Genomic DNA, 25,761 nt, shown 5'->3' on the forward strand with positions numbered 1-25,761 from the left:
CCTGTGCGTTCACCCACGTATTGCAACCAACGAATTACTCGCTGGAAAGCAGATCCATGGTGTGCTTATCCATCATTTCCAGCGCACGGCCACCGCCGCGAGCCACACAGGTCAGCGGATCTTCGGCAACGATTACCGGCAGACCGGTTTCCTGAGCCAGCAACTTGTCGAGGTCACGCAGCAGCGCGCCACCACCGGTCAGCACCAGGCCGCGCTCGGCGATGTCGGAAGCCAGTTCCGGCGGCGACTGCTCCAGCGCGCTCTTCACGGCCTGAACGATGGTGGCCAGCGACTCTTGCAGAGCTTCCAGCACTTCGTTGGAGTTCAGGGTGAATGCACGTGGAACGCCTTCGGCCAGGTTGCGACCGCGAACATCGACTTCGCGCACTTCGCCGCCCGGGTAGGCCGTACCGATTTCCTGCTTGATGCGCTCAGCGGTGGATTCACCGATCAGGCTGCCGTAGTTGCGGCGCACATAAGTGATGATCGCTTCGTCGAAACGGTCGCCGCCCACTCGTACGGATTCGGCGTAGACCACACCGTTGAGGGAGATCAGGGCGATTTCGGTGGTACCACCGCCGATGTCCACGACCATCGAACCGCGGGCTTCTTCAACCGGCAGACCGGCACCGATCGCAGCGGCCATTGGCTCTTCGATCAGGAACACCTCACGGGCACCGGCGCCAAGCGCCGATTCACGGATGGCGCGACGCTCAACCTGGGTGGACTTGCAGGGAACGCAGATCAGCACGCGAGGGCTGGGCTGCAGAAAGCTGTTTTCATGAACCTTGTTGATAAAGTACTGCAGCATCTTTTCGCAGACGCTGAAGTCGGCGATCACGCCATCCTTCATCGGACGAATGGCAGCAATGTTGCCCGGCGTACGGCCGAGCATGCGCTTGGCCTCGGTGCCGACAGCAACGACACTTTTCTGGTTACCGTGTGTCCGAATGGCCACAACCGATGGCTCATTCAGGACGATACCGCGCTCGCGCACGTAAATAAGGGTGTTGGCAGTGCCCAGGTCAATGGAAAGATCGCTGGAAAACATGCCACGCAGTTTCTTGAACATGGGAAAGGGACCCTAGGCAACGCGTGGGTAAAAAAGTGCGGCAAACTCTAACAACGACAGGGATTTTGGGCAAGGCGCCAATATGTTAAATTGGCCGCTTTTCTGTGCACCAAGCCCCACAATCGCGGCCTTATGACCGTAGAAGTGCGGTAGTGTTCCGACAATCTAACACACGGACGCCGTCCGTTCTGTTTTCCACTGGAGAATCCCGATGGCGCTAGAACGCTCCGACGTGGAAAAAATCGCGCACCTGGCCTGCCTTGGCCTCAACGATGCCGATCTTCCACACATTACTTCCGCCCTCAACAGCATTCTCGGGCTGGTCGACGAGATGCAGGCCGTCAACACCGACGGTATCGAGCCTTTGGCCCACCCTCTGGAAGCCAGTCAGCGCCTGCGTGCCGACGTCGTGACCGAGACGAATAACCGCGAGGCCTACCAGTCCATCGCACCAGCGGTCGAAAACGGCCTGTACCTGGTTCCGAAAGTCATCGACTAAAGGGAAAGAGCCTGCAATGCATCAAATGACTCTGGCCGAGATCGCCCGCGGTCTCGCCGATAAAAAGTTTTCCTCCGAAGAGCTGACCAAAGTCCTGCTGGCGCGTATTACCCAGCTCGATCCGCAGCTCAACAGTTTCATCAGCCTCACCGAAGAGCTGGCCCTCGAGCAGGCGAAAGCCGCCGATGCGCGCCGGGCCAACGGTGAGAGCGGCGCCCTGCTCGGCGCACCGATCGCCCACAAAGACCTGTTCTGCACCCAGGGCATTCGCACCAGCTGCGGCTCGAAGATGCTCGACAACTTCAAGGCACCGTACGACGCCACCGTGGTTGCGAAGCTGGCCGCCGCCGGCGCCGTGACCCTGGGCAAGACCAACATGGACGAATTCGCCATGGGTTCGGCCAACGAGTCGAGCTGGTACGGCGCGGTGAAAAACCCGTGGAACCTGGAACACGTACCGGGTGGTTCGTCCGGTGGTTCGGCGGCGGCTGTGGCCGCGCGTCTGTTGCCTGCCGCGACCGCCACCGACACCGGCGGCTCGATCCGCCAGCCAGCCGCCTTCACCAACCTCACCGGCCTGAAGCCGACCTACGGTCGCGTTTCGCGCTGGGGCATGATTGCCTACGCGTCCAGCCTCGATCAGGGCGGCCCGTTGGCGCGCACTGCCGAAGACTGCGCGATCCTGCTGCAAGGCATGGCCGGTTTCGACCAGAACGATTCGACTAGCATCGATGAGCCGGTGCCGGATTACTCCGCCAGCCTCGGCGATTCGCTGCAAGGCCTGCGCATCGGCGTGCCGAAGGAATACTTCAGCGCCGGCCTCGACCCGCGCATCGCCGAGTTGATCCAGAACAGCATCCAGCAGTTGCAGAAGCTCGGTGCGGTGATCAAGGAAATCAGCCTGCCGAACATGCAGCACGCGATTCCGGCGTACTACGTGATCGCCCCGGCAGAAGCGTCTTCCAACCTGTCGCGTTTCGACGGCGTGCGTTTTGGCCATCGCTGCGAGAACCCGGCAAACCTGATCGACCTGTACAAGCGCTCCCGAGGCGAAGGCTTCGGTGCCGAAGTACAGCGCCGGATCATGGTCGGTGCCTACGCACTGTCCGCCGGTTATTACGACGCCTACTACCTGAAAGCGCAGAAGATCCGTCGTCTGGTGAAAAACGACTTCATGGCGGCCTTCAATGAGGTCGACGTCATCCTCGGCCCGACCACGCCGAACCCGGCCTGGAAGCTCGGCGCGAAGAACAGCGACCCGGTTGCTGCCTATCTGGAAGACGTCTACACCATCACCGCCAACCTCGCCGGCCTGCCGGGCCTGTCGATGCCGGCCGGTTTTGTCGACGGTCTGCCGGTGGGCGTGCAATTGCTCGCGCCGTACTTCCAGGAAGGTCGCCTGCTCAATGTGGCGCACCAGTACCAGCTCAATACCGACTGGCACACTCGCACCCCAACCGGCTTCTGAGGAGACACACATGCAATGGGAAGTCGTGATCGGGCTGGAGATTCACACTCAGCTCACCACCCGGTCGAAAATCTTTTCCGGTAGTTCCACCACGTTCGGTTCCGAGCCGAACACCCAGGCCAGCCTGATCGACCTGGGCATGCCCGGCGTGCTGCCGGTGCTCAACCAGGAAGCCGTGCGGATGGCGGTGATGTTCGGTCTGGCGATTGACGCCGAGATCGGCCAGCACAACGTGTTTGCCCGGAAAAACTATTTCTATCCGGACCTGCCGAAGGGCTACCAGATCAGCCAGATGGAACTGCCGATCGTCGGCAAGGGCCATCTGGACATCGCGCTGGAAGACGGCACGGTCAAACGCGTCGGCATCACCCGCGCGCACCTGGAAGAAGACGCCGGCAAGAGCCTGCACGAAGAATTCAACGGTGCCACTGGCATCGACCTGAACCGTGCCGGCACGCCGCTGCTGGAGATCGTTTCCGAACCGGACATGCGCAGCGCCAAGGAAGCCGTGGCTTACGTCAAGGCAATCCACGCGCTGGTGCGCTACCTGGGCATCTGCGACGGCAACATGGCCGAAGGCTCGCTGCGTTGCGACTGCAACGTGTCGATCCGTCCGAAGGGCCAGGCCGAGTTCGGTACGCGCTGCGAGATCAAGAACGTCAACTCGTTCCGCTTCATCGAGAAGGCGATCAACTCCGAAATCCAGCGGCAGATCGAGCTGATCGAAGACGGCGGCAAAGTCATTCAGCAAACCCGTCTGTACGATCCGAACAAGGACGAGACCCGTCCGATGCGTTCGAAAGAGGAAGCCAACGACTACCGTTACTTCCCCGATCCGGACTTGCTGCCGGTGGTCATCGAAGAGTCGTTTCTCGGCGAGGTGCGTGCAACTCTGCCGGAATTGCCACCGCAAAAGCGCGAGCGTTTCCAGAGCCAGTTCGGTCTGTCGGCCTACGACGCCAACGTGCTGGCCACCAGCCGTGAGCAGGCGGATTACTTCGAGAAAGTCGCGGCCATTGGTGGCGACGCGAAACTGGCGGCGAACTGGGTGATGGTCGAGTTGGGCAGCCTGCTCAACAAGCAAGGCCTGGACATCGAGGAATCGCCAGTGTCCGCCGAGCAACTGGGCGGCATGTTGCAGCGCATCAAGGACAACACCATCTCCGGCAAGATCGCCAAGGTTGTGTTCGAAGCGATGGCCAACGGCGAAGGCAGCGCAGACGAGATCATCGAAAAGCGCGGCCTCAAGCAAGTGACCGACACTGGCGCGATCTCCGCCGTGCTCGACGAAATGCTCGCGGCCAACGCCGAGCAGGTCGAACAGTACCGCGCGGCTGACGAAGCCAAACGCGGCAAGATGTTCGGCTTCTTTGTCGGCCAGGCCATGAAAGCCTCCAAAGGTAAGGCCAACCCGCAGCAGGTGAACGAACTGCTGAAAAGCAAGCTCGAAGGCTGACCACAAAATGGAGCCAGATCCAAAGCCTGGCTCCATCCCCTGTAGGAGTGACCTGTGGCGAGGGGATTTATCCCCGTTGGGCCGCGAAGCGGCCCCAATTGCTGAGCTTGATTTGCACCAGATAAACCGAGTTCTCAGTTTTTGGGACTGCTGCGCAGTCCAACGGGGATAAATCCCCTCGCCACAGGTCACTCCTACATTTGATCCGGGATACCTTTGAATGAAGCGCCTGTTCCTGAGCAGCGCCCTGCTCGCCTTGCTGGCCGGTTGCGCCAGCACCGACACCATCGACCCGCACGGTTACGACCAGACCGGCGTCGCCTCCTATTACGGAGCCAGGCACCACGGGAAACGCACCGCCAGCGGCGAAGCGTTCAACCAGCATTCCCTGACCGCCGCCCACCGCCAACTGCCGTTCGGCACACGGGTGAAGGTCACCAACCTGAAAAACGATGAGTCCGTCGTGGTCCGCATCAACGATCGCGGCCCGCACACGCGCGGGCGCATCATCGACTTGTCCCGCGAAGCCGCCGACCAGATCGGCATGTTGCGCAGCGGCACCGCGCGGGTTCGCGTGCAGGCCCTCGACTGATGGAGCGCCGACCATTTTCGGATTAGCCGATTTACCGCTGATCAACGTCATCGAATTGCTCAGCGGCCTGTGTCTGTTGATCATTGGCGCCGAGTTGATGGTGCGTGCTGCCGTGCGTCTGGCCGAACGTCTGCATGTGCGCCCGCTGATCATCGGCCTGACCATCGTTGCCCTCGGCAGCAGTGCGCCGCAAATGGCGGTCAGCCTGCAAGCGGCGATGGCGAATAACCCTGACATTGCGGTCGGCAGTGTGGTCGGCAGCAGCATCTTCAATATCCTCGTGACCCTCGGCCTCTCCGCGCTGGTCATTCCGCTGCGCGTGTCCCGGCAATTGGTACGCCTCGATATTCCGCTGATGATCGGCGCCAGCCTGCTGGTGTTCGTCCTGGCGTGGAACAAAGACATCGGACGCTTCGACGGCCTTCTGTTGCTCGGTGCCTTGGCGCTGTACCTCGGTTTGCTGTTTCGCCAGTCGCGGCACTCGGCCCGCCCCCACACCGAACGACCGCACAATGCGCAGCAATCCTGGTTGATCAGCGCGCTGATGATCCTTGGCGGCCTCGCCATGCTGGTGTTTGCCGGACATTTGTTGCTCGGCGCTGCCGTGGCCGTGGCGACCGACCTGGGGCTTTCGGAACGGGTGATCGGCCTGACGGTGGTGGCGGTCGGCACGTCCCTGCCGGAACTGGCCACTTCGCTGATCGCGGCGTTGCGCGGCCAACGGGATATCGCCGTGGGCAACGTGATCGGTGCCAACCTGTTCAACTTGCTGGGTGTGCTCGGCCTCACCGCATTGATCGCGCCCATGCCGCTGTCGGTGTCACCCAATGCGCTGGATTTCGATCTGCCGGTGATGCTCGGCGTGGCCGCACTGTGCCTGCCGGTGTTCTATTCCGGCTACCGCGTGACCCGCGCCGAAGGCTTGCTGCTGCTCGGTCTGTATCTGGTCTACGGGCTGCACGTGGTGTCGTTCACCACTGGCATGCCGCTGGCCGGCAAGCTTGAGCGGCTGATGCTGTTTTATGTCTTGCCGCCGCTGTTGATGTTTCTGCTGTTCACGTCGATACGCGCCTGGCGCCGCCAGCACCACAAGAGGGATATGCCATGACCGAAGCGAAGCAGTCCGGGGTTGAAATCCGCCGTCAGGTAATGGGCGATGCGTTTGTTGACCGAGCCTTGGGCAACGCCACCGAGTTCACCCAGCCGTTGCAGGATTTCGTCAATGAACATGCCTGGGGCGGGGTGTGGAACCGCGACGGCCTGCCGCTGAAGACCCGCAGCCTGATCACCCTCGCGGCGCTGACCGCGTTGAAGTGTCCGCAGGAATTGAAGGGCCACGTGCGCGGCGCACTGAACAATGGCTGCACGGTGGAAGAAATTCGCGAGGCGCTGCTGCATTGCGCGGTGTATGCCGGGGTGCCGGCGGCGATCGATGCGTTTCGCGCGGCGCAGGAAGTGATCGACAGCTACCAGAAACCGGAGTGATTCGGCGCGGCTGAAATAGCTATCGCGAGCAGGCTCACTCCTACAAGGGGAACACATTCCAAATGTAGGAGTGAGCCTGCTCGCGATGGGGCCGGTCCATTCCCTACAAATCCCACAGTCAGATCCACCCACCCCACTGCAACACAAAGATCCCGACATTGGTGGTAATCGCCGCCATCAATGTGGTCATCACGATGATCGCCGCTGCCAGCTCATGATTGCCCTGCGCCGCCCGGGCCATGACGAAGCTCGCCGCTGCCGTCGGGCTGCCAAAGTAGAGGAACAGAATCCCCAGCTCCGCGCCGCGAAAGCCCCACAACCATGCGCCGAGCGTCGCCAGCAACGGCAGACCGACCATTTTCACCAGACTGGAACTGAGCGCCATCTTGCCGCTCTTGCGCAACGCCGCCAGCGACAGCGTGCCGCCGATGCAGATCAGCGCCAGCGGCAAGGTGGTCTGCGCCAGGTACTGGCCGGAAGTTTCCAGCCAACCCGGCAAGCCGATCTTGAAATAAGCAAACGGTGCCGCCGCAATCACGCTGATGATCAGCGGGTTGCTGAACACGCTTTTGCAGATGCTCCACGGATCGGACTTGATCACCGGGCTATACACCGCCAGAACAATGGTCGACAGCGTGTTGTAAAAGAGGATCACCAGCGCTGCGAGAATCGCCCCGAGGGAGATCCCGTAATCGCCGTACATGCTCGCGGCCAGCGCCAGACCAATCACGCCGTTATTGCCACGAAACGCCCCCTGGGTATAAATGCCGCGATCTTCACGCGGACACTTGAAAATCGCCCAGCCCCAGGCCACGGCAAAGCTCACCAGCGTGGCGAGGGAAAAGTAGATCAGCAGGGACGGTTGCAGCGCGGCGTGCAGATCGGCATGCAGGATGCCCAAAAACAACAGCGCCGGCATGGTGACGTTGAACACCAGCGACGAGGCCGTGTGAATGAAGTTGTCGTTGATCCAGTCGATGCGCTTGAGCAGCACACCGAGAAACAGCATGGCAAACACCGGCGCGGTGATGTTCAGGGTTTCGAGGAAGATTGCCAGCATGCCGGGGAGCCTTGGGTGAGCGTCATTAGTAGGCTAATGATAAGCCACTTTCACCCTGATCGTTCCCACCCGAGTGCGGGATGAACACCTGTGGCGAGGGAGCTTGCTCCCGCTGGGTCGCGAAGCGGCCCCAAAAGACGGGACTGCTACGCAGTCCAGCGGGAGCAAGCTCCCTCGCCACAGTCTCAGGTAATCGGCGCCGGGTTGAACAAGGTGATGTCGTTGTGCAGCTTGTGCTTCTCCGCCCAGGTCTGTTGCTTGCCACTGGCAACGTCCAGGTAATAGTGAAACAACTCCCAGCCCAGTTCCTCGATGGTCGCGCGCCCGGTGGCGATGCGCCCGGCGTCGATATCGATCAGATCCGGCCAGCGCTGCGCCAGTTCAGTCCGCGTCGATACCTTCACCACCGGCGCCATGGCCAGCCCATAAGGCGTGCCACGCCCGGTGGTGAACACGTGCAGGTTCATTCCTGCCGCCAGTTGCAGGGTGCCGCAGACAAAATCACTCGCCGGCGTCGCACAGAAAATCAGCCCCTTCTGCTTGAAACGCTCGCCCGGGCCGAGCACGCCGTTGATCGCGCTGCTGCCGGACTTGACGATCGAGCCCAGCGACTTCTCGACAATGTTCGACAAGCCACCCTTTTTGTTGCCCGGCGTGGTGTTGGCGCTGCGGTCGGCCTCGCCCTTGGCCAGGTAACGGTCGTACCAGTCCATTTCGCGCACCAGTTCCTCGGCGACGGTTTGCGTCTGTGCCCGCGAGGTCAGCAGATATATCGCATCGCGCACTTCGGTGACTTCGGAAAACATCACCGTCGCCCCCGCGCGCAACAGCAAATCCGAGGCATAACCCAGCGCCGGGTTGGCGGTGATGCCAGAGAACGCATCACTGCCGCCGCACTGCATGCCCAAAATCAGCTCTGATGCCGGCACGGTTTCGCGGCGGCGCTGGTCGAGCTTCTTCAGGCGCACTTCGGCCAGTTGCATGATCTGCTCAATCATTTCGGTGAAGCCGTGACTGGAATCCTGCAAGCGGTACAGCCACGGATCGCTGAGATCCACCGACGCGTCGTCCTCGTGCATTACCTGCCCGGCCTGTAATTTCTCGCAGCCCAGACTGATTACCAGCGCCTCGCCGCCCAAGTTCGGGTTGCGCGCCAAATTGCGCACGGTACGAATCGGGATGTAGGCGTCGGTGGCGGTGATCGCCACGCCACAGCCATAACTGTGGGTCAGCGCGACCACGTCGTCGACGTGCGGATACTTCGGCAGCAGCTCTTCCTTGATGCGCTTGACCGCGTGATCGAGCACGCCGGTCACGCACTGCACGGTCGTGGTGATACCGAGAATGTTGCGCGTGCCGACCGTGCCGTCGGCGTTGCGATAACCCTGGAACGTAAAACCTTCCAGCGGAGCCTGCGCCTGCGGCACATCGGTGCACAGCGGCAAGCTGTCCAGCGGCGGTGCGGTCGGCATGCGCAGTTGATCTTCCTTGACCCAACTGCCGCGAGGGATCGGCTGCAACGCGTAGCCAATGATCTGCCCGTAGCGAATCACCGGGCCACCTTCGGCGATATCCTCGAAATTGACCTTGTGGCTCTGCGGGACAAAATCCAGCGTCACCAGGCCATCGGCAAACTCGGTACCGGCCGGTACGCCCTGATCGTTGACCACCACCACAACGTTGTCCCGCTCGTGCAGGCGGATGTAGCGCGGCGAGTCGGAATGTTCAATCAACTGCATGACGCCGCTCCTCACGAATGCGCTTGAGACAAATTGCCGGTGACTTCATTACCGCCCTTGGCTGGCGGCTCTTTGAGCACCACACGTTTGATCGGGCCGACGATGACCAGATAGCTGAACACCGCGACCAGTGCGTTGGCACCGACAAACACCAGCGCCCATTTGAACGAACCGGTGGAGCTGATGATGTAGCCAATCACGATCGGCGTGGTGATCGAAGCGATGTTGCCGAAGGTATTGAACAGCCCGCCGCTTAGGCCAGCGATCTGTTTCGGCGAAGTGTCGGAGACCACTGCCCAGCCCAGTGCGCCAACGCCTTTGCCGAAGAAGGCCAGGGCCATGAAACCGACGACCATCCATTCCACGTCAACATAGTTGCACGCGACGATGCTGCTCGAAACCAGCAGACCGGCGATGATCGGCGCCTTGCGAGCGAAGGTCAGCGAGTGGCCCTTGCGCAACAGGTAGTCAGAAATCACCCCGCCGAGCACGCCGCCGATAAAGCCGCAGATCGCCGGCAACGAAGCGATGAAACCGGCCTTGAGAATGGTCATGCCACGCTCTTGCACCAGGTACACCGGGAACCAGGTCAGGAAGAAATAGGTGATGCCGTTGATGCAGTACTGGCCCAGATACACGCCAAGCATCATGCGGTTGGTCAGCAACTGGCGGATGTAATCCCATTTCGGGCCGTCGGACTTTTTGCCCTTCTGATCCATGTCGACCATGCCGCCGTTGTCAGCAATGTGCTTGAACTCGGCGTCGTTGATGCGTGGGTGTTCGCGCGGGCTGTAGATGACCTTGAGCCACACCAGAGAGAAGATGATGCCGAGGATACCCATGACGATGAACACGTGCTCCCAGCCGAAGCTGTAGACGATCCAGCCCATCAGCGGCGCGAACAACACGGTGGCAAAGTATTGCGCCGAGTTGAAGATCGCCGAAGCGGTACCGCGTTCAGCGGTCGGGAACCACGCGGCAACAATCCGCGCGTTGCCGGGGAACGATGGCGCTTCGGCCAGGCCCACGAGGAAGCGCAGCATGAACAGCGCAACCACCGCTGTGGACATGCCGAATTCACCGACGAAGCCTTGCAGCGCGGTGAACAGCGACCAGGTGAAAATGCTCAGGGCGTAGACTTTTTTCGAGCCGAAACGATCGAGCAGCCAGCCGCCGGGAATTTGCCCGGCCACGTAGGCCCAACCGAATGCGGAAAAGATGTAGCCGAGGGTGACGGCGTCAATGCCCAGATCTTTTTGCAGGCTGGAGCCGGCAATGGCGATCGTGGCACGGTCGGCGTAGTTGATCGTGGTCACCAGAAACAGCATGAGCAGGATCAAATAGCGGACGTGAGTCGGCTTGGAGGATTGCATGCAGATGTACTCCCACTGATTATTTTTATGCGGGTAAAACATTCTTTGGTCTTTGTGGGAGCTGGCTTGCCAGCGATGGCATCAGCGCGGCGTGCCTGAAGCACCGCGTTGCCTGAATCGCTGGCAAGCCAGCTCCCACAGGTATTGCATGTATCAGGAACCGATGTAGGCAGTCTTCACGACCGTGTAGAACTCTTGCGCATAGCGGCCCTGCTCGCGGGAGCCATAGGATGAGCCTTTACGGCCACCAAACGGTACGTGGTAATCCACACCGGCGGTCGGCAGGTTGACCATGACCATCCCGGCCTGGGAGTGGCGCTTGAAGTGGTTGGCGTACTTCAGCGAGGTGGTCGCGATGCCTGCCGACAGGCCGAATTCGGTGTCGTTGGCCATCGCCAGCGCGGCTTCGTAATCGGCCACGCGCACGATGTTGGCCACCGGGCCGAAAATTTCTTCGCGGCTGATGCGCATCGACGCTTCACTGTCGGCGAACAGGGTGGGCGCGAGGAAGTAGCCCTCGGTATCGCACGTCACCACACCGCCGCCGCTGACCAGACGCGCACCTTCGGACTGGCCGATGTCGATGTACTTCATGTCCTGCTCAAGCTGCGCCTGGGACACCACCGGACCGATGTCGGTGCCGGCTTTCAGCGCGTGGCCGACCTTGATCGACTTCATGCGCTCGGCCATGGCTTCGACGAACTTGTCGTGAATGCCAGCAGTGACGATCAGTCGGCTCGACGCCGTGCAACGCTGGCCGGTGGAGTAGAACGCGCTCTGCACCGACAGCTCGACCGCTTGCTTGAGGTCGGCGTCGTCGAGAATGATCTGCGGATTCTTGCCGCCCATCTCCAGCTGTACTTTGGCCTGGCGCGAAACACAGTTGACCGCGATCTGCCGACCAACACCGACGGAACCAGTGAAGCTGATGCCGTCGACTTTCGGGCTCTGCACCAGGGCATCACCAACCACACGACCGCTGCCCATCACCAGGTTGAACACACCGGCCGGGAAGCCTGCACGGGAGATGATTTCAGCCAGCGCCCAGGCGCAGCCCGGGACCAGGTCGGCAGGTTTCAGCACGACGCAGTTGCCGTAAGCCAGTGCCGGGGCGATTTTCCACGCCGGGATGGCAATCGGGAAGTTCCACGGGGTGATCAGACCGACCACGCCCAGCGCTTCGCGGGTGACTTCAACGTTGACGCCCGGGCGCACCGACGGTACGTAGTCACCGGACAGACGCAGGCATTCACCGGCGAAGAACTTGAAAATATTGCCGGCGCGGGTCACTTCGCCAATCGCTTCCGGCAGGGTCTTGCCTTCTTCGCGGGCCAGCAGCGTGCCGAGCTCTTCGCGACGGGCGAGGATTTCCGTGCCGACTTTATCCAGCGAATCGTGACGGGCCTGAATGCCCGAAGTGGAGTACGCCGGGAATGCCGCGCGGGCGGCGTCGATGGCGGCGTTGACCTGAGTCAGGTCAGCCTTGGCGTAGTCGCCGATGTTGTCGCTCAGTTCCGACGGGTTTATGTTGGCCGAATAATCGGCACCAGCGACCCATTCGCCATTAATGAAGTTGTCGTAGCGTTTTGCAGTTGTCACAGGGCAGCCCTCAACTCTAAAGCCTTTACGCAAAAAGCCGCTGATTGCTCAGCGGCTTCGTTCTTCTCGTTTATTGCGCGCCTTGCTTGTCGATCAGCGCGGCGAGCATTTCGTACTCTTCGCCGGTCAGGTCGGTCAGCGGCGCACGCACTGGACCCGCGTCATAGCCAGCGATTTTTGCACCGGCCTTGACGATGCTCACGGCGTAACCGGCCTTGCGGTTGCGGATGTCCAGGTACGGCAGGAAGAAGTCGTCGATGATCTTGCCGACGGTGGCGTGATCCTCACGAGCGATCGCGTGGTAGAAGTCCATCGCGGTTTTCGGAATGAAGTTGAACACCGCCGAGGAGTAGACCGGCACGCCCAGCGCCTTGTAGGCAGCGGCGTAGACTTCGGCGGTCGGCAGACCACCCAGGTAGCTGAAGCGATCACCGAGGCGGCGACGGATCGACACCATCAACTCGATATCGCCCAGGCCGTCCTTGTAGCCGATCAGGTTCGGGCAGCGCTCGGCCAGACGTTCCAGCAGCGGCGCGGTGAGGCGGCAAACGTTACGGTTGTAGACGACCACGCCGATCTTCACCGATTTGCACACGGCTTCAACGTGAGCGGCAACACCGTCCTGGCTCGCTTCGGTCAGGTAGTGCGGCAGCAACAGCAGGCCTTTGGCGCCCAGACGCTCGGCTTCCTGAGCGTATTCGATGGCCTGACGGGTCGAACCGCCAACGCCGGCGAGGATTGGCACACTGGTGGCGCAGGTGTCGACGGCGGTCTTGATGATTTCCGAGTATTCGCTGGCGGCCAGGGAGAAGAACTCACCGGTGCCACCGGCGGCGAACAATGCTGAAGCGCCATACGGAGCCAGCCATTCCAGGCGTTTGATGTAGCCCGCGCGGTTGAAATCGCCCTGCGCGTTGAAATCGGTCACCGGGAAAGACAGCAGGCCGGCAGAGAGGATGGACTTCAGTTCTTGTGGATTCATTATTCGAACACCCTGGTAGCAACGTTTTATTGTGAGTGGACCGTTCAGCCTTCGCTGAAGTTGTAGGTCATCGTACAACTTAAAAAATAACCGTCAACTGCATTTCATCGTTGGTGGCGATTTTTTGTCTGACAAGATCGCTTTTTGTAGTTTCGGAAATAGTCGCAAGGCCCGAGCTTGACGCTTTCGCTGGCAGAAATATCTGGTCTGGATTCGTTTAATCATCGCCGGCCGAGCTGCTCGTAAAGTACGGCGACTGCCACGAAGGATCGTGGCGGACCTTTCAAAGGAAGCCGATATGTCGATGCATTTAGCCGCCCCCACTCTCGCTCACGTCGCCCCTTCGCAGGACGATTGCGTGACGCTCCAGCTCTCGCAATTGCCAGACATCCTCACCGTGCAGGTGCCGGATTCCAGCGATTTCGCGGCGAACTGGAGCGTCTACGCGATCTTGGGTGGCGATCCGGAAGAACCGGAATGGCAAGGTGAAGAAGTGGATACCGGCGCCTGGGACGACGCTGAAGATGAGATGGAGAAACTCACCGGAATCGAATTGCAGGTCCCCAAGGAAGCGCTGCGCCCGTACCTGAACAGGGAGGTTGAATTGCGTTACAAGTTTGCAGATGAGTCGAGTATGGAGCCGTATTCGCAGGCGTTGAAGTTGCGGGTTGAAAGCTGAGTTTCGTAGCCGTCTGTTGAATTGGCCGCCAGGTGAGCACGTGTTACAAGCGCACCGCTCGTCGGGACTGGTATTTCTTACAGGTGCTCCAGAGCGCCTAACCCGGCGTTAATGTTTCCTGGAGTAAATAAACCGGCTCCGCCAGCGTGAGGCGACAACCTGCGCTTTTTCGACGGTTTAACTGGACTGTGAAAAGGACTTGACCATGACACAAACAACATTGCCGCCACCTGCTCTGTTGGAGGCCGAGAACGGAGTACTGAAGGTTAGCAGCCTGGATAAGGTCGCGAACGGTAGGGTAGACGGCTACGACGAAGCGCGGACCGGCGACGCAATCACGCTGGAGGTCAACACTTCTACTGGGAACGCCTGGGAATACAGACTCACGTTGACCACCGAGCCGACGTGGCCATTGGTTTTGGCTATCCCTAAAGATGTTTTTGCGAAGAGTCTCGTTCCGAAAGCCACCGCTGAGCTGTTCTACACCGTGGCTGGAACTGATCAGGTGATCCGAACCTCCGCCAAACTGACGGTTCACCTCATACCATAATTACCAATCAACCCTGCGCCTGAGCCTCTTCATGGGCCTGGCGCAGTCTTTCGCGGCTGTTGGTCAGGTGCAGGCGCATCGCCGCACGCGCTGCATCGGAATCCTGACGGGCAATTGCGTCGTAGATTTCTTCGTGCTCACGGCTCAGCCGCCCCATGTAGTGCTGCTGGTCATCGTGAGCCAGTCGCGCCGAGTTAAGCCGTGTACGCGGAATGATGCTGGTGCCCAGGTGGGTCATGATGTCGGTGAAGTAACGGTTGCCCGTGGACAATGCGATTTCCAGATGGAAAGCAAAGTCTGACGACACCGCATCGCTGGCATGCGAGGCGCTTTCGTTCAGCGCGTCGAGGGCGGCGCGCATGGTTGCCAGTTGCTCAGGCGTGCGGCGTTGCGCGGCGAGGCCGGCGGATTCAACTTCGAGGCTGATGCGCAATTCGAGAATCGCCAGCACATCACGCAGGGTGACAACGGTGGCAGGATCGATGCGGAAACCGCTCGGGCTCGGCGTGTCGAGGACAAAAGTGCCGATGCCGTGGCGGGTTTCCACTTGTCCCGCAGCCTGCAGACGGGAAATCGCCTCACGCACCACGGTGCGGCTGACGCCATGGGCTTCCATGATTGCCGACTCGGTCGGCAATTTGTCGCCGCGCTTGAGCAGGCCATCGCGGATCTGCTCGCTCAGCACCGTCACCAATTCCTGGGCGAGGCTGCGGCGCTTGCGGGGGAGGCGCGGGGTGTCCATCAGCTTTTCCATGGTCTGCATCTTGTCTCGAAAGTTCGGCTTGGGGCCATCATAGCTCAAGCGGGTTGTACGATCACTGCTCAGATCACATCGCCCTTTGTAGGAGTGAGCCTGCTCGCGATGGCGTTCTGTCAGTCACATCAATGTTGAATATGCCGACGCTATCGCGAGCAGGCTCACTCCTACAGGGGGTTGTGTGGGTGTCAGGCAGTCACGGGTTGCTCCACCAAACGCCCGCTGTCGATCCTCACATGCCGCGGATGGAATCGTTTCAAACTGCTTCGATGGCCGACGCTGACAATGCTCAACCCGGGAATCTGATCGATCAACGCCTGATACAACGTCGCCTCGTCTTCCTCATCCATCGCCGAAGTCGCTTCATCCATGTACAGCCATTGCGGCGCAAACAGCAGTGCACGAGCGAAGGCCAGCCGTTGTTGTTCACCGGGCGAGAGCATGCGCTGCCAGTGATTGGCTTCGTCCAGCCGCGCAACCAGATGCGGCAAGCGGCAGGTCTCGAGTACCTGTGCATAACGCTCCGGCGCGTAGATGTCGCCGGGCTGTGGATAACTTAATGCTTCACGCAGGGTGCCAATCGGCAGATAGGGTTTCTGAGGCAAAAACAGATAGCGCGCAGCCGGCAAACGGATGTTGCCGTGACCCGCCGGCCACAAATGGCCCATCGCCCGCAGCAATGTCGATTTCCCGCTGCCGGACCGACCGCTAAGCATCACCCGCTCGCCCGGCTCCACGGTCATGTCTGCACCGGTCAGCAGATGACGCCCATCGGCCAGGTCCAGGCCGAGATTGTGCACCTGCAATTCGCTGCCCTGATTCTGCACGTTGATCGCCGGGGTGCGCTGCTCGTTGTCAGTCATGGCCTGACGGAAACTCAACAGACGATCGCAAGTGGCGCGCCAGGAGGCGAGGCTCTGGTACGCACTGATGAACCAGCTGAAACTCTCCTGAACGTTGCCGAATGCCGAGCTGATCTGCATCAGTTCACCGAGTTCGATCTTGCCGGCAAGGTAACGCGGCGAGGCAACGATAAACGGGAAAATGATCGCCGCCTGACTGTAACCGGCAGTAAAAAAGGTCAAGCGCTTGGACACCTTCATGATGTCCCAGAAATTGTGCCAGACGTTGCCAAAACGGGCGCTCAACCGTCGGTTTTCGTTCGGCTCGCCGTTGTACAGCGCGATGCTTTCGGCATTTTCGCGAATCCGCACCATGGAGAAACGCAGGTCGGCTTCGAAACGTTGTTGTTGGTTGTTCAGGCCGATCAAGCGGCGACCGATCAAATGCGTCAGCCAGCTACCCACCACCGCATACACCAACACACACCAGAACATGTAACCGGGAATGGTGATGCCATAGACTTCGATGCTGCCCGAAACGCCCCAGAGAATGATCGAGAACGATACAAGGCTGACGACATTGCGCAGCAGCCCGATACCCAGCTCAAGGGTGTTGGACGTGAAGTTGTTTAAATCTTCGGAAATCCGCTGGTCCGGGTTATCGGTATAACCGCCCTGCTCCAGCTGGTAGTAATTCTTGTCGGCGAGCCAACGAGAGAAATGCTTTTCGGTGAGCCAGGCGCGCCAGCGAATCGTCAGCATCTGGGTCAGATAAAGCCTGTACACGGCACCGATAATCGCCACGGCCGCGATGCCGCAGAAATACAGAATCAATTGCCAGAACGCCGCTTCGTCCTTCTTTTGCAGAGCGTTGTAAAAATCCTTGTACCAGGTGTTGAACCACACCGAGATCCCCACGCTGAGCAGCGAGAGCGCGATCACTGCAATTAGCAGCGTCCAGGCCATGCCCTTCTCTTCACTGCGCCAGTACGGCGTGATGATCGCCCATACCTTGCGAAAAAACTGCCCGCGCACAGCATCGTTGACCGCGGAATATTCAGCGTTCTGATTCATGAATAAGGCTCGATAAAGAAAACAACAGACACGCACCGATCATAGAGGATCGGTGCGTGTCATCGCGAGGGCTGGCGATAGTCGTTCAGCGCAGGTTCAGCGACGAACCGGGCGCTTCTGCAGTTTGCGCTGCAAGGTGCGGCGATGCATGCCCAGCGCACGCGCCGTGGCGGAGATGTTGCCTTCATGCTCGGTGAGCACGCGCTGGATGTGTTCCCACTGGAGGCGATCGACCGACATCGGGTTTTCCGGCACCAGACTGTCGAGGTCGGCGTGCTCGGAGAGCAACGCGGCCAGCACGTCGTCGGCATCGGCCGGTTTGCACAGATAATTGCAGGCGCCGCGCTTGATCGCCTCGACCGCAGTGGCAATGCTCGAATAACCGGTGAGAATCACCACGCGCATTTCCGGATCAAGTTCCAGCAGCTTGGGCAGCAGCACCAAACCCGAGTCGCCGTCCATTTTCAGGTCCAGCGCGGCGTAATCAGGCAGGTCGGCCTGGGCAATGGTCAGGCCTTCTTCGGCGGAACCGGCAGTGCTGACGCGAAAGCCACGGCGGGCCATGGCGCGGGCCATGACGCGGGTGAAGGTCGCGTCGTCGTCGACCAGCAGCAGGTGCGGCAGTTCTTCGCCTTCGACTTGGATTTCGTCACTCATGTTGGTCTCCTCGGGCGCCGTGAGGCAGGCGCAGCTCGGTGAGCGTGCCGCCTTCCTCATGACTATAGAGTTTCACTGAGCCGCCGGCGCGTGTCACGCTGGCCTTGCTCAAAAACAGGCCCAGGCCGAAACCTTTGCCCTTGGTGGTAAAAAACGGTTTGCCGATCTGCTCGGCGATGGCCAGCGGCACACCGGCACCGTGGTCGCGGATACTGATGGTCAGGGTTTCCGAATCCCAGTCGAGCGTGACCTGCAGATTCTCCGGGCAGGCATCGGCGGCGTTGTTCAATAGATTCAGCAACGCCTGGGTCAGATCCGGCGGCGGCGCCATGCGCGGCACGGTGCCCTGACCGAGACGCTGGAAGCGGTAACTGGCCTCCGGGCGCATCAAGTGCCAGCGGTTCAGCGCTTCGTCGAGCCAATCGGTCACATCCTGCATTTCCACAGCCAGACGTCGGTTGGCCTCGGCGGCACGGACCAGTTGCTGCAAGGTTTCCTTGCACAGCTTGACCTGATCCTGCAGCACTTTCAGATCGTCCTGCAACAGCGGGTCCGGGTGGTCCTGCTGCATTTCCTTGAGCAACACGCTCATGGTCGCCAGCGGCGTACCCAGCTCATGCGCCGCACCAGCGGCCTGGGTCGCAACGGCAAGCAACTGCTGGTCACGCAGACCTTCTTCACGACGAATCGCGCGTAATTCTTCCTGCCGGCGCAGCTCTTCGGCCATGCGCGCGGCGAAAAACGTGATCACCGCAGCGGCCAGCGCGAAGCTCAGCCACATGCCATAGATCTGCAGATTCTCACGGGCGACCGGCAAGGTTTCCAGTGGGTAAAACCGCGTCAGCATCACGGTGTACAACGCCAGCGCGATACCCGACAGGATCACCGAATAACGCCACGGCAGCGTCACCGCCGCGATGGTCAGCGGCACCAGATAATAAGAAACGAAGGGATTGGTCGAACCGCCCGAGAAATACAGCAGCGCGCTGTGGATCACCAGATCGCAGGCCAGTTGCAGCGCGTATTCAAGCTCGGTCACCGGCCACGACGTGCGCAGCCGCACGGCGGTGAACGCGCACAGCAGAATCGAACAGCCCAGGGTCATCGCCAGTTGCACCCACGGCAACGGCAACAATTGCAGCCAGTAAGCCAGGCCGACAGACCCGGCCTGCGCGGCGAGCACCAGGGTGCGGATGAAAGTCAGCCGCCAGAGGTTCTGGCGAGTGGCGGAAGTCAGTTGTACGGGGGCGAGCATGAGCTCTCCTGATGAGCGCTCCAGGCGGATCGCACGGAGTATAACCAAGGCGCGGGCGTGAGAGGCGAAAGTGCGGCAAACGACCACATGGCGACGATGGAGAATTCATCTGAGTTGAAGAAAATTCCGAGGGCTATCGGAGATCAATTGTGGCGAGGGGATTTATCCCCGCTGGGTGGCGGAGCCGCCCCAAATCATGCGACCTCATTTAATCAGACATACCGCATCAGCCGGATTTGCGACTGCTGCGCAGCCGAACGGGGATAAATCCCCTCGCCACAAAAGCTCATCCGACTCAGGTTCTGCGGTGGGCCGCGGCATCTGTATAGAAGTTGTAACTGGGCGAACCGGATCATAAAAGCTAGAGTCTGATGGTTCACGCAGGCCCGACCCGACACCTGCGCCTCATTCAAGGAGCCTTCATGCACACCTTTCGCCGCAGCGCCGCCCTCCTCGCCCTGACCGTCGGCAGCGTCGCCAGCCTTCCGGCCCTGGCCGCCGATGAGCTGCATTACAACCAGATTTCCCTGCGCGCCGAAGTCAGCCAGGAAGTGGCCCGCGACCAGATGATCGTGACGCTCTACACCGAAGAGCAGAACACCGACCCGGCCAAACTCGCCGCTGCCATCAGCACCACCATGAACAAGGCAACCGCCCAGGCCAAACAAGTCAAAGACATCACCCTGCGCACCGGCAGCCGCAACAGCTACCCGATCTACGACACCAAGGGCCAGAAAATCACTGGCTGGCGCGAACGCGCCGAACTGCGCCTGGAAAGCACCGACTTCGCCGCCCTGTCCAAACTCACCGGCGAGCTGCTGACCGACCTGAAAATGGGCGGCATGGACTTCGCCATCGCCGACCCGACCCGCAAGGCCAGCGAAGATCAGTTGCTCAAAGAAGCCGTCACCGCCTTCAAGGCCCGCGCGCAACTGGCCACCGATGCTTTGGGCGGCAAGGGCTACAAAATCGTCAACCTGAACCTCAACAGCAACGGTTATCCACAACCCTACCTGCGCGCGCCGATGATGATGAAAGCCGCCGCCATGGATTCCGCACCGGTCACTCCGGAAGTTGAAGCCGGCACCAGTCAGGTGAGCATGACCGCTGATGGTTCGATTGAAGTGTTGATGCAGTGATTTGAGTTTGGCTGAATGAAGGACCGGCAATCAGTGGATGGTTGCCGGTTTTTTTGTGCCTGGGATTTGTAGTGAATGATCCACCCCTATCGCTGGCAAGCCAGCTCCCACAGGTTTGTAGTGTTTTGAAAATCGCATATACCCCTGTGGGAGCGGGCTTGCCCGCGAAAAACGATAACGCGGTGGCCCTGACTGATTACGTACGCGGATCAACCCGATCCAGCGCCCGATTTACCGCCAGCTCCGCCAGCATGATGATTTGCTGAATCGCCAGCGCCGTATTGCGCTGCGGACGACCGAGCTGATCGGCGAAATCGCTCGCCAGCGTGTTGGCTGAAGCGAGGGATTCACAGGCATGGGCCAGCAGGCTTTCGGTGTCGATGTCTGGCTGGATCACAAACATTGTGCTGGGTGGATAGGTTTTGCTGGGTGGAGGGCAGAGATAGAAATCGAGGGCACGCTTGATGGCTTCGCGGTTTTTCGCCTGATCGTCGGCGCGGATGGCTTCTTCGAGGGGAGTTGGGGATTCTAGGGGTGGATCGGGGACAGGTTTTGACATTGGAGCGATCTCTTGGTTGTAGCCAACACTTGTCGTTTCTCACGCGACGAAGAGGTGGCAGCTGTATGCGGAGTGAGAAACCGGTGAGATCAACCCGGCCGAACCGAAGTCCGCCCGCACACAGCCGCCATAAAACTACGCAGCAGCAAATTAGCTGGCGCGGATTATGGTTGTACTCGTGTTGGATTAAAACATCTCAACGGATTCTCACATCCGATCGCTGAACCTTCAGCGACAGATAAAGCCTAGTGATCGCACGTCCGACGGACAACCTGAAAACCTTGTGGGAAGGTTCGGGTAATTTCGCATCGGATTTAAACAATCCCAAGTCATCGGTTGCCTGAAAGGGCCTCATCGCGAGCAGGCTCACTCCTACAATGGGATCGAGTACATCCCCAAAATCAGGTCGGCTGTCAGGCCGCCTTCGCGAGCAGGCTCGCTCCCACAGAAAAGCAAAGCAGCGCAGCTGCCCGCGGCAAAGCCGCCCCACTCAACAATGAGCGTTAGCTCGAGTACCGCTCTTGATCTTGATCCACGGGCGACGTCGGAAGGCTGAGCGCAGGGATTGATCCGGGCGTGGGAGCGCAGCGACCGTTCGACGAAGTCGAACACAGCGGTAGGAGGTGCAGCGAAGCAAACCGGAAACGCTGCGCCCGGATCAATCCCGCAGCGAAGGAACCCGAGCCTGCGAGGGCCGAACGCAGGAGCAAGCCTTTTCGGTTACCTTTTCGGCGTTTGGAAAAGGTGACTCGCCGTAAGGGCGAAACCGCCAGCCGCACTACCGCAAAAAACGGATATTCACCCCAAACCCCAAGAGCATCGCCGGCCCAAAGGCCGCCAAGCCCCAAAGGTGCCACCAATCGAAACACCCAGTTGCACCAAGTAAAACTCCCCAATCCCGCCCCCCAAACCACCCCACCCCAGCCAACCCCGGAAACCCCTCAAGCCCGCCCCTACCGAACGGTATAAATAAGTAACACCAAGCCCCAGCCCAGCGCACACAACGTGACCAGCGCACCACTTTGGTGCCACGAATGCACCGCAAAAACCACCCGCAAACGGTCAAATGCGTCAAAAGTTATACGGATGCGACATTAAGGTACGTTCGTGCCACCGTTTAACGCCGCCGACCGCTCTGGATCTTGCATTGGGTATGGGGCCTGCATAAGTATCCGCAGGCACGACTCACGAGGTCGTACCTCACAACTAAAAAATGACAACAAATCATGAGGCCAACATGCTTAAACACGCGGTCATTCCGTTTCTAGTCGGCGCAGGCTTGTTAGCCTCCGCACCCTTCGCAACCGCTGCGACTAACCTGGTGTTCTGCTCCGAAGGGAGCCCGGCCGGATTCGACCCAGGCCAGTACACCACCGGAACCGACTTCGACGCCTCAGCCGAAACCATGTTCAACCGCCTGACCCAGTTCGAGCGCGGCGGCACCGCCGTGATTCCTGGTCTGGCGACCAAATGGGACATTTCCGACGATGGCCTGACTTACACCTTCCACCTGCGCGAAGGCGTCAAGTTCCACACCACTCCGTATTTCAAGCCGACTCGTGAATTCAACGCCGACGACGTGCTGTTTACGTTCAACCGCATGATCAACAAGGACGACCCGTTCCGTAAGGCGTACCCGACCGAATTCCCGTACTTCACCGACATGGGGATGGACACCAACATCACCAAGATCGATAAAGTCGACGACCACACCGTCAAGTTCACCCTGAAAGAAGTCGACGCCGCGTTCATCCAGAACCTGGCCATGAGCTTCGCCTCGGTGCAGTCCGCCGAATACGCTGCTCAGTTGCTCAAGGATGGCAAAGCCGCCGACATCAACCAGAAGCCGATCGGCACTGGCCCGTTCGTGTTCAAGAGCTACCAGAAAGACTCGAACATCCGTTACACCGGCAACAAGGATTACTGGAAACCTGAAGACGTGAAGATCGACAACCTGATCTTCGCCATCACCACCGACCCGTCGGTGCGCATCCAGAAGCTGAAGAAGAACGAGTGCCAGGTCACCCTGTTCCCACGCCCGGCCGATCTGAAAGCGCTGAAAGAAGACAAGTCGCTGAAGATGCCTGACCAGGCCGGCTTCAACCTCGGCTACATCGCCTACAACGTGATGGACAAGGTCAAGGGCAGCAACGAGCCAAACCCGCTGGCTGACCTGCGCGTACGCCAGGCGCTGGACATGGCCGTGAACAAGCCGCAGATCATCGATTCGGTTTACCAGGGCGCCGGCCAGCTGGCCGTCAACGCCATGCCGCCGACCCAGTGGTCCTACGACACCACCATCAAAGACGCCAAGTACGACCCTGAGAAAGCCAAACAGCTGCTCAAGGAAGCTGGCGTCAAGGAAGGCACCGAGATCGTCCTGTGGGCGATGCCGGTCCAGCGTCCGTACAACCCGAATGCCAAACTGATGGCCGAAATGCTCCAGTCCGACTGGGCCAAGATCGGTCTGAAAGTGAAGATCACCAGCTACGAATGGGGCGAGTACATCAAGCGCTCCAAAGGTGGTGAGAACCAGGCCATGATCATTGGCTGGAGCGGTGACAATGGTGACCCGGACAACTGGCTCAACGTGTTGTTCGGCTGCGACTCGCTGAGCGGCAACAACTTCTCCAAGTGGTGCGACAAGAAGTTCGACGGTCTGGTGAAAGAAGCCAAACGTACCACCGACCAGGGCAAGCGCACCGAGCTGTACAAACAGGCGCAACACGTCCTCAAAGATGCAGTTCCCATGACACCTATCGCTCACTCGACGGTGTATCAACCCATGCGCGCCAACGTGCAGGACTTCAAGATCAGCCCGTTCGGCTTGAACTCCTTCTACGGCGTCAGCGTCAGCAAATAAGGCACTGCAACGGCGACGTTTCTGACGTCGCCGTTGTTTTACCTGCCGTGAATTAGGAAATTGCCTACACCTACTTCTGTTGCAGATAACTGCATCGCATAGAACGTGTCGCCTTTTCCTACGAGTATTCAGGCAATTACGCATTTACTGCCAGTAGTACGGTCCCTACCGTCGCTTACTGACCAGTGGCTGCGTGGGCTATCGGTTTTGCCGTACGTATTGGATTGAGCTCAATGTGGCCACAACGTCTCTGGATTGAGACCGCGGCGCATTGCACAACACTAAAAAAAGAGGGAGCGTCATGCGCCATACCTTGGTTTTTTCCGCATTGCTGGGCGCCGGCCTGTTGGCCGCCACGTCCGCCAGTTACGCCGCCAGCAACAGTCTGGTGTTCTGTTCCGAAGGCAGCCCGGCGGGTTTCGATACCGCGCAATACACGACGGCCACCGACAACGACGCCGCCGAACCGCTGTACAACCGCCTGGTCGAGTTCGAAAAAGGCGCGACCAATGTCGTACCCGGCCTGGCGACCAAGTGGGATATTTCCGAAGATGGCCTGAAATACACCTTTCACCTGCGTGAAGGCGTGAAATTTCATACAACCCCTTACTTCAAGCCGAGCCGCGATTTCAACGCGGACGACGTACTGTTTACGTTTAATCGCATGCTCGACGCGCAGCACCCGTTCCGTAAGGCCTATCCCACCGAATTTCCGTACTTCAACGGGATGAGTCTGAACAAGAACATCGCCAAGGTCGAGAAAACCGGGCCGCTGACCGTGGAGTTCACACTCAACAGTGTTGACGCCGCGTTTATCCAGAACATCGCCATGAGCTTCGCCTCGATTCTGTCCGCCGAATACGCAGACAAACTGCTGACCGAAGGCAAACCGAGCGACATCAACCAGAAGCCGATTGGCACCGGGCCATTCGTCTTCAAGAGCTACCAGAAAGACTCGAACATCCGCTACACCGGCAACAGCGAGTATTGGGACCCGAGCCGGGTCAAGCTGAAGAACCTGATTTTCGCAATCAACACCGACGCCTCCGTACGCGTGCAGAAACTCAAGGCCAACGAGTGCCAGATCACCCTGCACCCGCGCCCTGCCGATGTTGAAGCGCTAAAGGCCGATCCGAAGCTGCAACTGATTTCCAAGCCGGGCTTCAACCTCGGCTACATCGCCTACAACGTGCGCCACAAGCCTTTCGATCAATTGGAAGTGCGTCAGGCGCTGGACATGGCGGTGAATAAACAGGGGATCCTCAACGCTGTATATCAAGGCGCCGGCCAACTGGCCGTCAACGCCATGCCACCGACCCAGTGGTCCTACGACGACACGATCAAGGACGCCGCCTACAACCCGGAAAAAGCCAAGGAACTGCTCAAGGCTGCCGGTGTGAAAGAAGGCACCGAAATCACCCTGTGGGCGATGCCGGTGCAGCGTCCGTACAACCCGAACGCCAAGCTGATGGCCGAAATGCTCCAGTCCGACTGGGCCAAGATCGGTCTGAAAGTGAAGATTGTCAGCTACGAATGGGGCGAGTACATCAAGCGCACCAAGAACGGCGAGCACGACATCAGCCTGATCGGCTGGACCGGTGATAATGGGGATCCGGACAACTGGCTGGGCACGCTGTACAGCTGCGATGCCATTGGCGGCAACAACTACTCCATGTGGTGCGATCCGGCTTACGACAAGCTGATCAAAGAAGCCAAGGTCGTCACCGACCGCGACCAGCGCACCGTGCTTTATAAACAGGCCCAGCAATTGCTTAAACAGCAAGTGCCGATCACGCCTGTCGCTCACTCGACAGTCAACCAGCCGTTAAGCGCCAAAGTCGAAGGGTTCAAAGTCAGCCCGTTCGGCCGCAACGTGTTCTCGGGTGTCAGTATCGATTAAACCCACCGATTAGCCGCAATGCTGAGGGGAGCCGTCTACTCCCCTCACGCAAGCGCTTTGCCGAAATTCGCCAATCCGGCTTTTTGCAAACGTTTGCGATGTGTGAACGAGTTCTAAACCAATAACCGGCATACCAAAAAAAGCCGGGATAAAAAGAAAGT

The 25,761-nt window shown here is 59.7% G+C and carries 22 protein-coding genes and 1 pseudogene; 12 read left to right on the forward strand and 11 right to left on the reverse strand.

Annotated elements, in window-relative coordinates:
- Positions 1-34: 34 nt before the first annotated feature.
- Positions 35-1,072: a rod shape-determining protein MreB gene (gene mreB, locus HU739_RS13300; RefSeq protein WP_002555108.1), complete on the reverse strand. Its 1,038-nt coding sequence runs from the start codon at positions 1,070-1,072 to the stop codon at positions 35-37.
- A 211-nt stretch (positions 1,073-1,283) separates the two neighbouring features.
- Between mreB and gatC the strand changes: the two genes are divergently transcribed.
- The 6 genes from gatC (at position 1,284) to HU739_RS13330 (ending at position 6,572) form a co-directional block, all read left to right on the forward strand.
- Positions 1,284-1,571 (forward strand): Asp-tRNA(Asn)/Glu-tRNA(Gln) amidotransferase subunit GatC, encoded by a 288-nt coding sequence (gene gatC, locus HU739_RS13305; RefSeq protein ID WP_007976465.1) that lies wholly within the window; start codon positions 1,284-1,286, stop codon positions 1,569-1,571.
- 16 nt (positions 1,572-1,587) lie between these two features.
- Complete coding sequence (gene gatA, locus HU739_RS13310; RefSeq protein WP_186547276.1) at positions 1,588-3,039, forward strand: Asp-tRNA(Asn)/Glu-tRNA(Gln) amidotransferase subunit GatA; 1,452 nt, start codon at positions 1,588-1,590, stop codon at positions 3,037-3,039.
- A gap of 10 nt (positions 3,040-3,049) precedes the next feature.
- Positions 3,050-4,495 carry an Asp-tRNA(Asn)/Glu-tRNA(Gln) amidotransferase subunit GatB gene (gene gatB / locus HU739_RS13315; protein WP_186547277.1) on the forward strand — a complete coding sequence of 482 codons (1,446 nt, stop codon included), beginning with the start codon at positions 3,050-3,052 and terminating at the stop codon, positions 4,493-4,495.
- A gap of 220 nt (positions 4,496-4,715) precedes the next feature.
- Complete coding sequence (locus tag HU739_RS13320) at positions 4,716-5,087, forward strand: septal ring lytic transglycosylase RlpA family protein (RefSeq protein WP_186547278.1); 372 nt, start codon at positions 4,716-4,718, stop codon at positions 5,085-5,087.
- A gap of 40 nt (positions 5,088-5,127) precedes the next feature.
- Complete coding sequence (locus tag HU739_RS13325) at positions 5,128-6,195, forward strand: calcium/sodium antiporter (protein ID WP_186547379.1); 1,068 nt, start codon at positions 5,128-5,130, stop codon at positions 6,193-6,195.
- Positions 6,192-6,572, forward strand: a complete 381-nt coding sequence (locus tag HU739_RS13330) for a carboxymuconolactone decarboxylase family protein (protein ID WP_186547279.1) — start codon at positions 6,192-6,194, stop codon at positions 6,570-6,572. The genes HU739_RS13325 and HU739_RS13330 overlap by 4 nt, the downstream gene beginning before the upstream one ends.
- A 118-nt stretch (positions 6,573-6,690) precedes the next feature.
- On the opposite strand, the gene HU739_RS13335 is transcribed toward HU739_RS13330, so the two are convergent.
- Positions 6,691-7,632 (reverse strand): AEC family transporter, encoded by a 942-nt coding sequence (locus tag HU739_RS13335; RefSeq protein ID WP_186547280.1) that lies wholly within the window; start codon positions 7,630-7,632, stop codon positions 6,691-6,693.
- An 82-nt stretch (positions 7,633-7,714) separates the two neighbouring features.
- Between HU739_RS13335 and HU739_RS27015 the strand changes: the two are divergent.
- A pseudogene (locus HU739_RS27015) lies at positions 7,715-7,813 on the forward strand (N-acetyltransferase); the annotation flags it as partial.
- Positions 7,814-7,817: 4 nt separating this feature from the next.
- Here HU739_RS27015 and garD read toward each other — a convergent pair.
- From garD to kdgD, 4 genes are all read right to left on the reverse strand, one after another.
- Entirely contained in the window at positions 7,818-9,371 is a 1,554-nt protein-coding gene (garD, locus tag HU739_RS13340; protein ID WP_186547281.1) for a galactarate dehydratase, read from the reverse strand.
- Between the two features lie 11 nt (positions 9,372-9,382).
- The gene (locus HU739_RS13345; protein ID WP_186547282.1) at positions 9,383-10,744 is read right to left on the reverse strand and encodes an MFS transporter; all 1,362 of its coding nucleotides are present in this window, start codon (positions 10,742-10,744) and stop codon (positions 9,383-9,385) included.
- A gap of 153 nt (positions 10,745-10,897) precedes the next feature.
- On the reverse strand, positions 10,898-12,343 hold the full coding sequence (locus tag HU739_RS13350; RefSeq protein ID WP_186547283.1) for an aldehyde dehydrogenase family protein: 1,446 nt from the start codon (positions 12,341-12,343) through the stop codon (positions 10,898-10,900).
- Positions 12,344-12,413: 70 nt separating this feature from the next.
- On the reverse strand, positions 12,414-13,325 hold the full coding sequence (kdgD, locus tag HU739_RS13355) for a 5-dehydro-4-deoxyglucarate dehydratase (RefSeq protein ID WP_039759443.1): 912 nt from the start codon (positions 13,323-13,325) through the stop codon (positions 12,414-12,416).
- Between the two features lie 298 nt (positions 13,326-13,623).
- Here kdgD and HU739_RS13360 point away from each other — a divergent pair, with 298 nt between their 5' ends.
- Together HU739_RS13360 and HU739_RS13365 are read left to right on the forward strand one after the other, a co-directional pair.
- A complete protein-coding gene (locus HU739_RS13360) occupies positions 13,624-14,004 on the forward strand; it encodes a hypothetical protein (RefSeq protein ID WP_186547284.1) in 381 nt (126 codons plus the stop codon).
- A 205-nt stretch (positions 14,005-14,209) separates the two neighbouring features.
- Entirely contained in the window at positions 14,210-14,554 is a 345-nt protein-coding gene (locus HU739_RS13365) for a hypothetical protein (protein WP_186547285.1), read from the forward strand.
- Between the two features lie 7 nt (positions 14,555-14,561).
- Here the strand turns inward: HU739_RS13365 and HU739_RS13370 are convergent, their stop codons facing one another.
- The 4 genes from HU739_RS13370 to HU739_RS13385 form a co-directional block, all read right to left on the reverse strand.
- A complete protein-coding gene (locus HU739_RS13370; RefSeq protein WP_186547286.1) occupies positions 14,562-15,308 on the reverse strand; it encodes a FadR/GntR family transcriptional regulator in 747 nt (248 codons plus the stop codon).
- A 191-nt stretch (positions 15,309-15,499) separates the two neighbouring features.
- Complete coding sequence (locus tag HU739_RS13375) at positions 15,500-17,227, reverse strand: ABC transporter ATP-binding protein/permease (RefSeq protein WP_186547287.1); 1,728 nt, start codon at positions 17,225-17,227, stop codon at positions 15,500-15,502.
- Between the two features lie 96 nt (positions 17,228-17,323).
- Entirely contained in the window at positions 17,324-17,884 is a 561-nt protein-coding gene (locus HU739_RS13380; protein ID WP_003221630.1) for a response regulator transcription factor, read from the reverse strand.
- Positions 17,877-19,139, reverse strand: a complete 1,263-nt coding sequence (locus HU739_RS13385) for an ATP-binding protein (RefSeq protein WP_186547288.1) — start codon at positions 19,137-19,139, stop codon at positions 17,877-17,879. Before HU739_RS13385 ends, HU739_RS13380 begins: the two co-directional genes overlap by 8 nt.
- A 422-nt stretch (positions 19,140-19,561) precedes the next feature.
- Between HU739_RS13385 and HU739_RS13390 the strand changes: the two genes are divergently transcribed.
- Positions 19,562-20,278 carry an SIMPL domain-containing protein gene (locus tag HU739_RS13390; RefSeq protein ID WP_186547289.1) on the forward strand — a complete coding sequence of 239 codons (717 nt, stop codon included), beginning with the start codon at positions 19,562-19,564 and terminating at the stop codon, positions 20,276-20,278.
- A 196-nt stretch (positions 20,279-20,474) separates the two neighbouring features.
- Here HU739_RS13390 and HU739_RS13395 read toward each other — a convergent pair whose 3' ends face one another.
- Positions 20,475-20,837: a DUF6124 family protein gene (locus tag HU739_RS13395; RefSeq protein ID WP_186547290.1), complete on the reverse strand. Its 363-nt coding sequence runs from the start codon at positions 20,835-20,837 to the stop codon at positions 20,475-20,477.
- Positions 20,838-22,074: 1,237 nt separating this feature from the next.
- Between HU739_RS13395 and HU739_RS13400 the strand changes: the two genes are divergently transcribed.
- Together HU739_RS13400 and HU739_RS13405 are read left to right on the forward strand one after the other, a co-directional pair.
- Positions 22,075-23,700 carry an ABC transporter substrate-binding protein gene (locus HU739_RS13400; protein ID WP_186547291.1) on the forward strand — a complete coding sequence of 542 codons (1,626 nt, stop codon included), beginning with the start codon at positions 22,075-22,077 and terminating at the stop codon, positions 23,698-23,700.
- Between the two features lie 301 nt (positions 23,701-24,001).
- Complete coding sequence (locus HU739_RS13405; protein WP_186547292.1) at positions 24,002-25,600, forward strand: ABC transporter substrate-binding protein; 1,599 nt, start codon at positions 24,002-24,004, stop codon at positions 25,598-25,600.
- Positions 25,601-25,761: the final 161 nt, after the last annotated feature.

It is taken from the genome of Pseudomonas hamedanensis (assembly GCF_014268595.2).
In the GTDB taxonomy this organism is placed as follows: domain Bacteria; phylum Pseudomonadota; class Gammaproteobacteria; order Pseudomonadales; family Pseudomonadaceae; genus Aquipseudomonas; species Aquipseudomonas hamedanensis.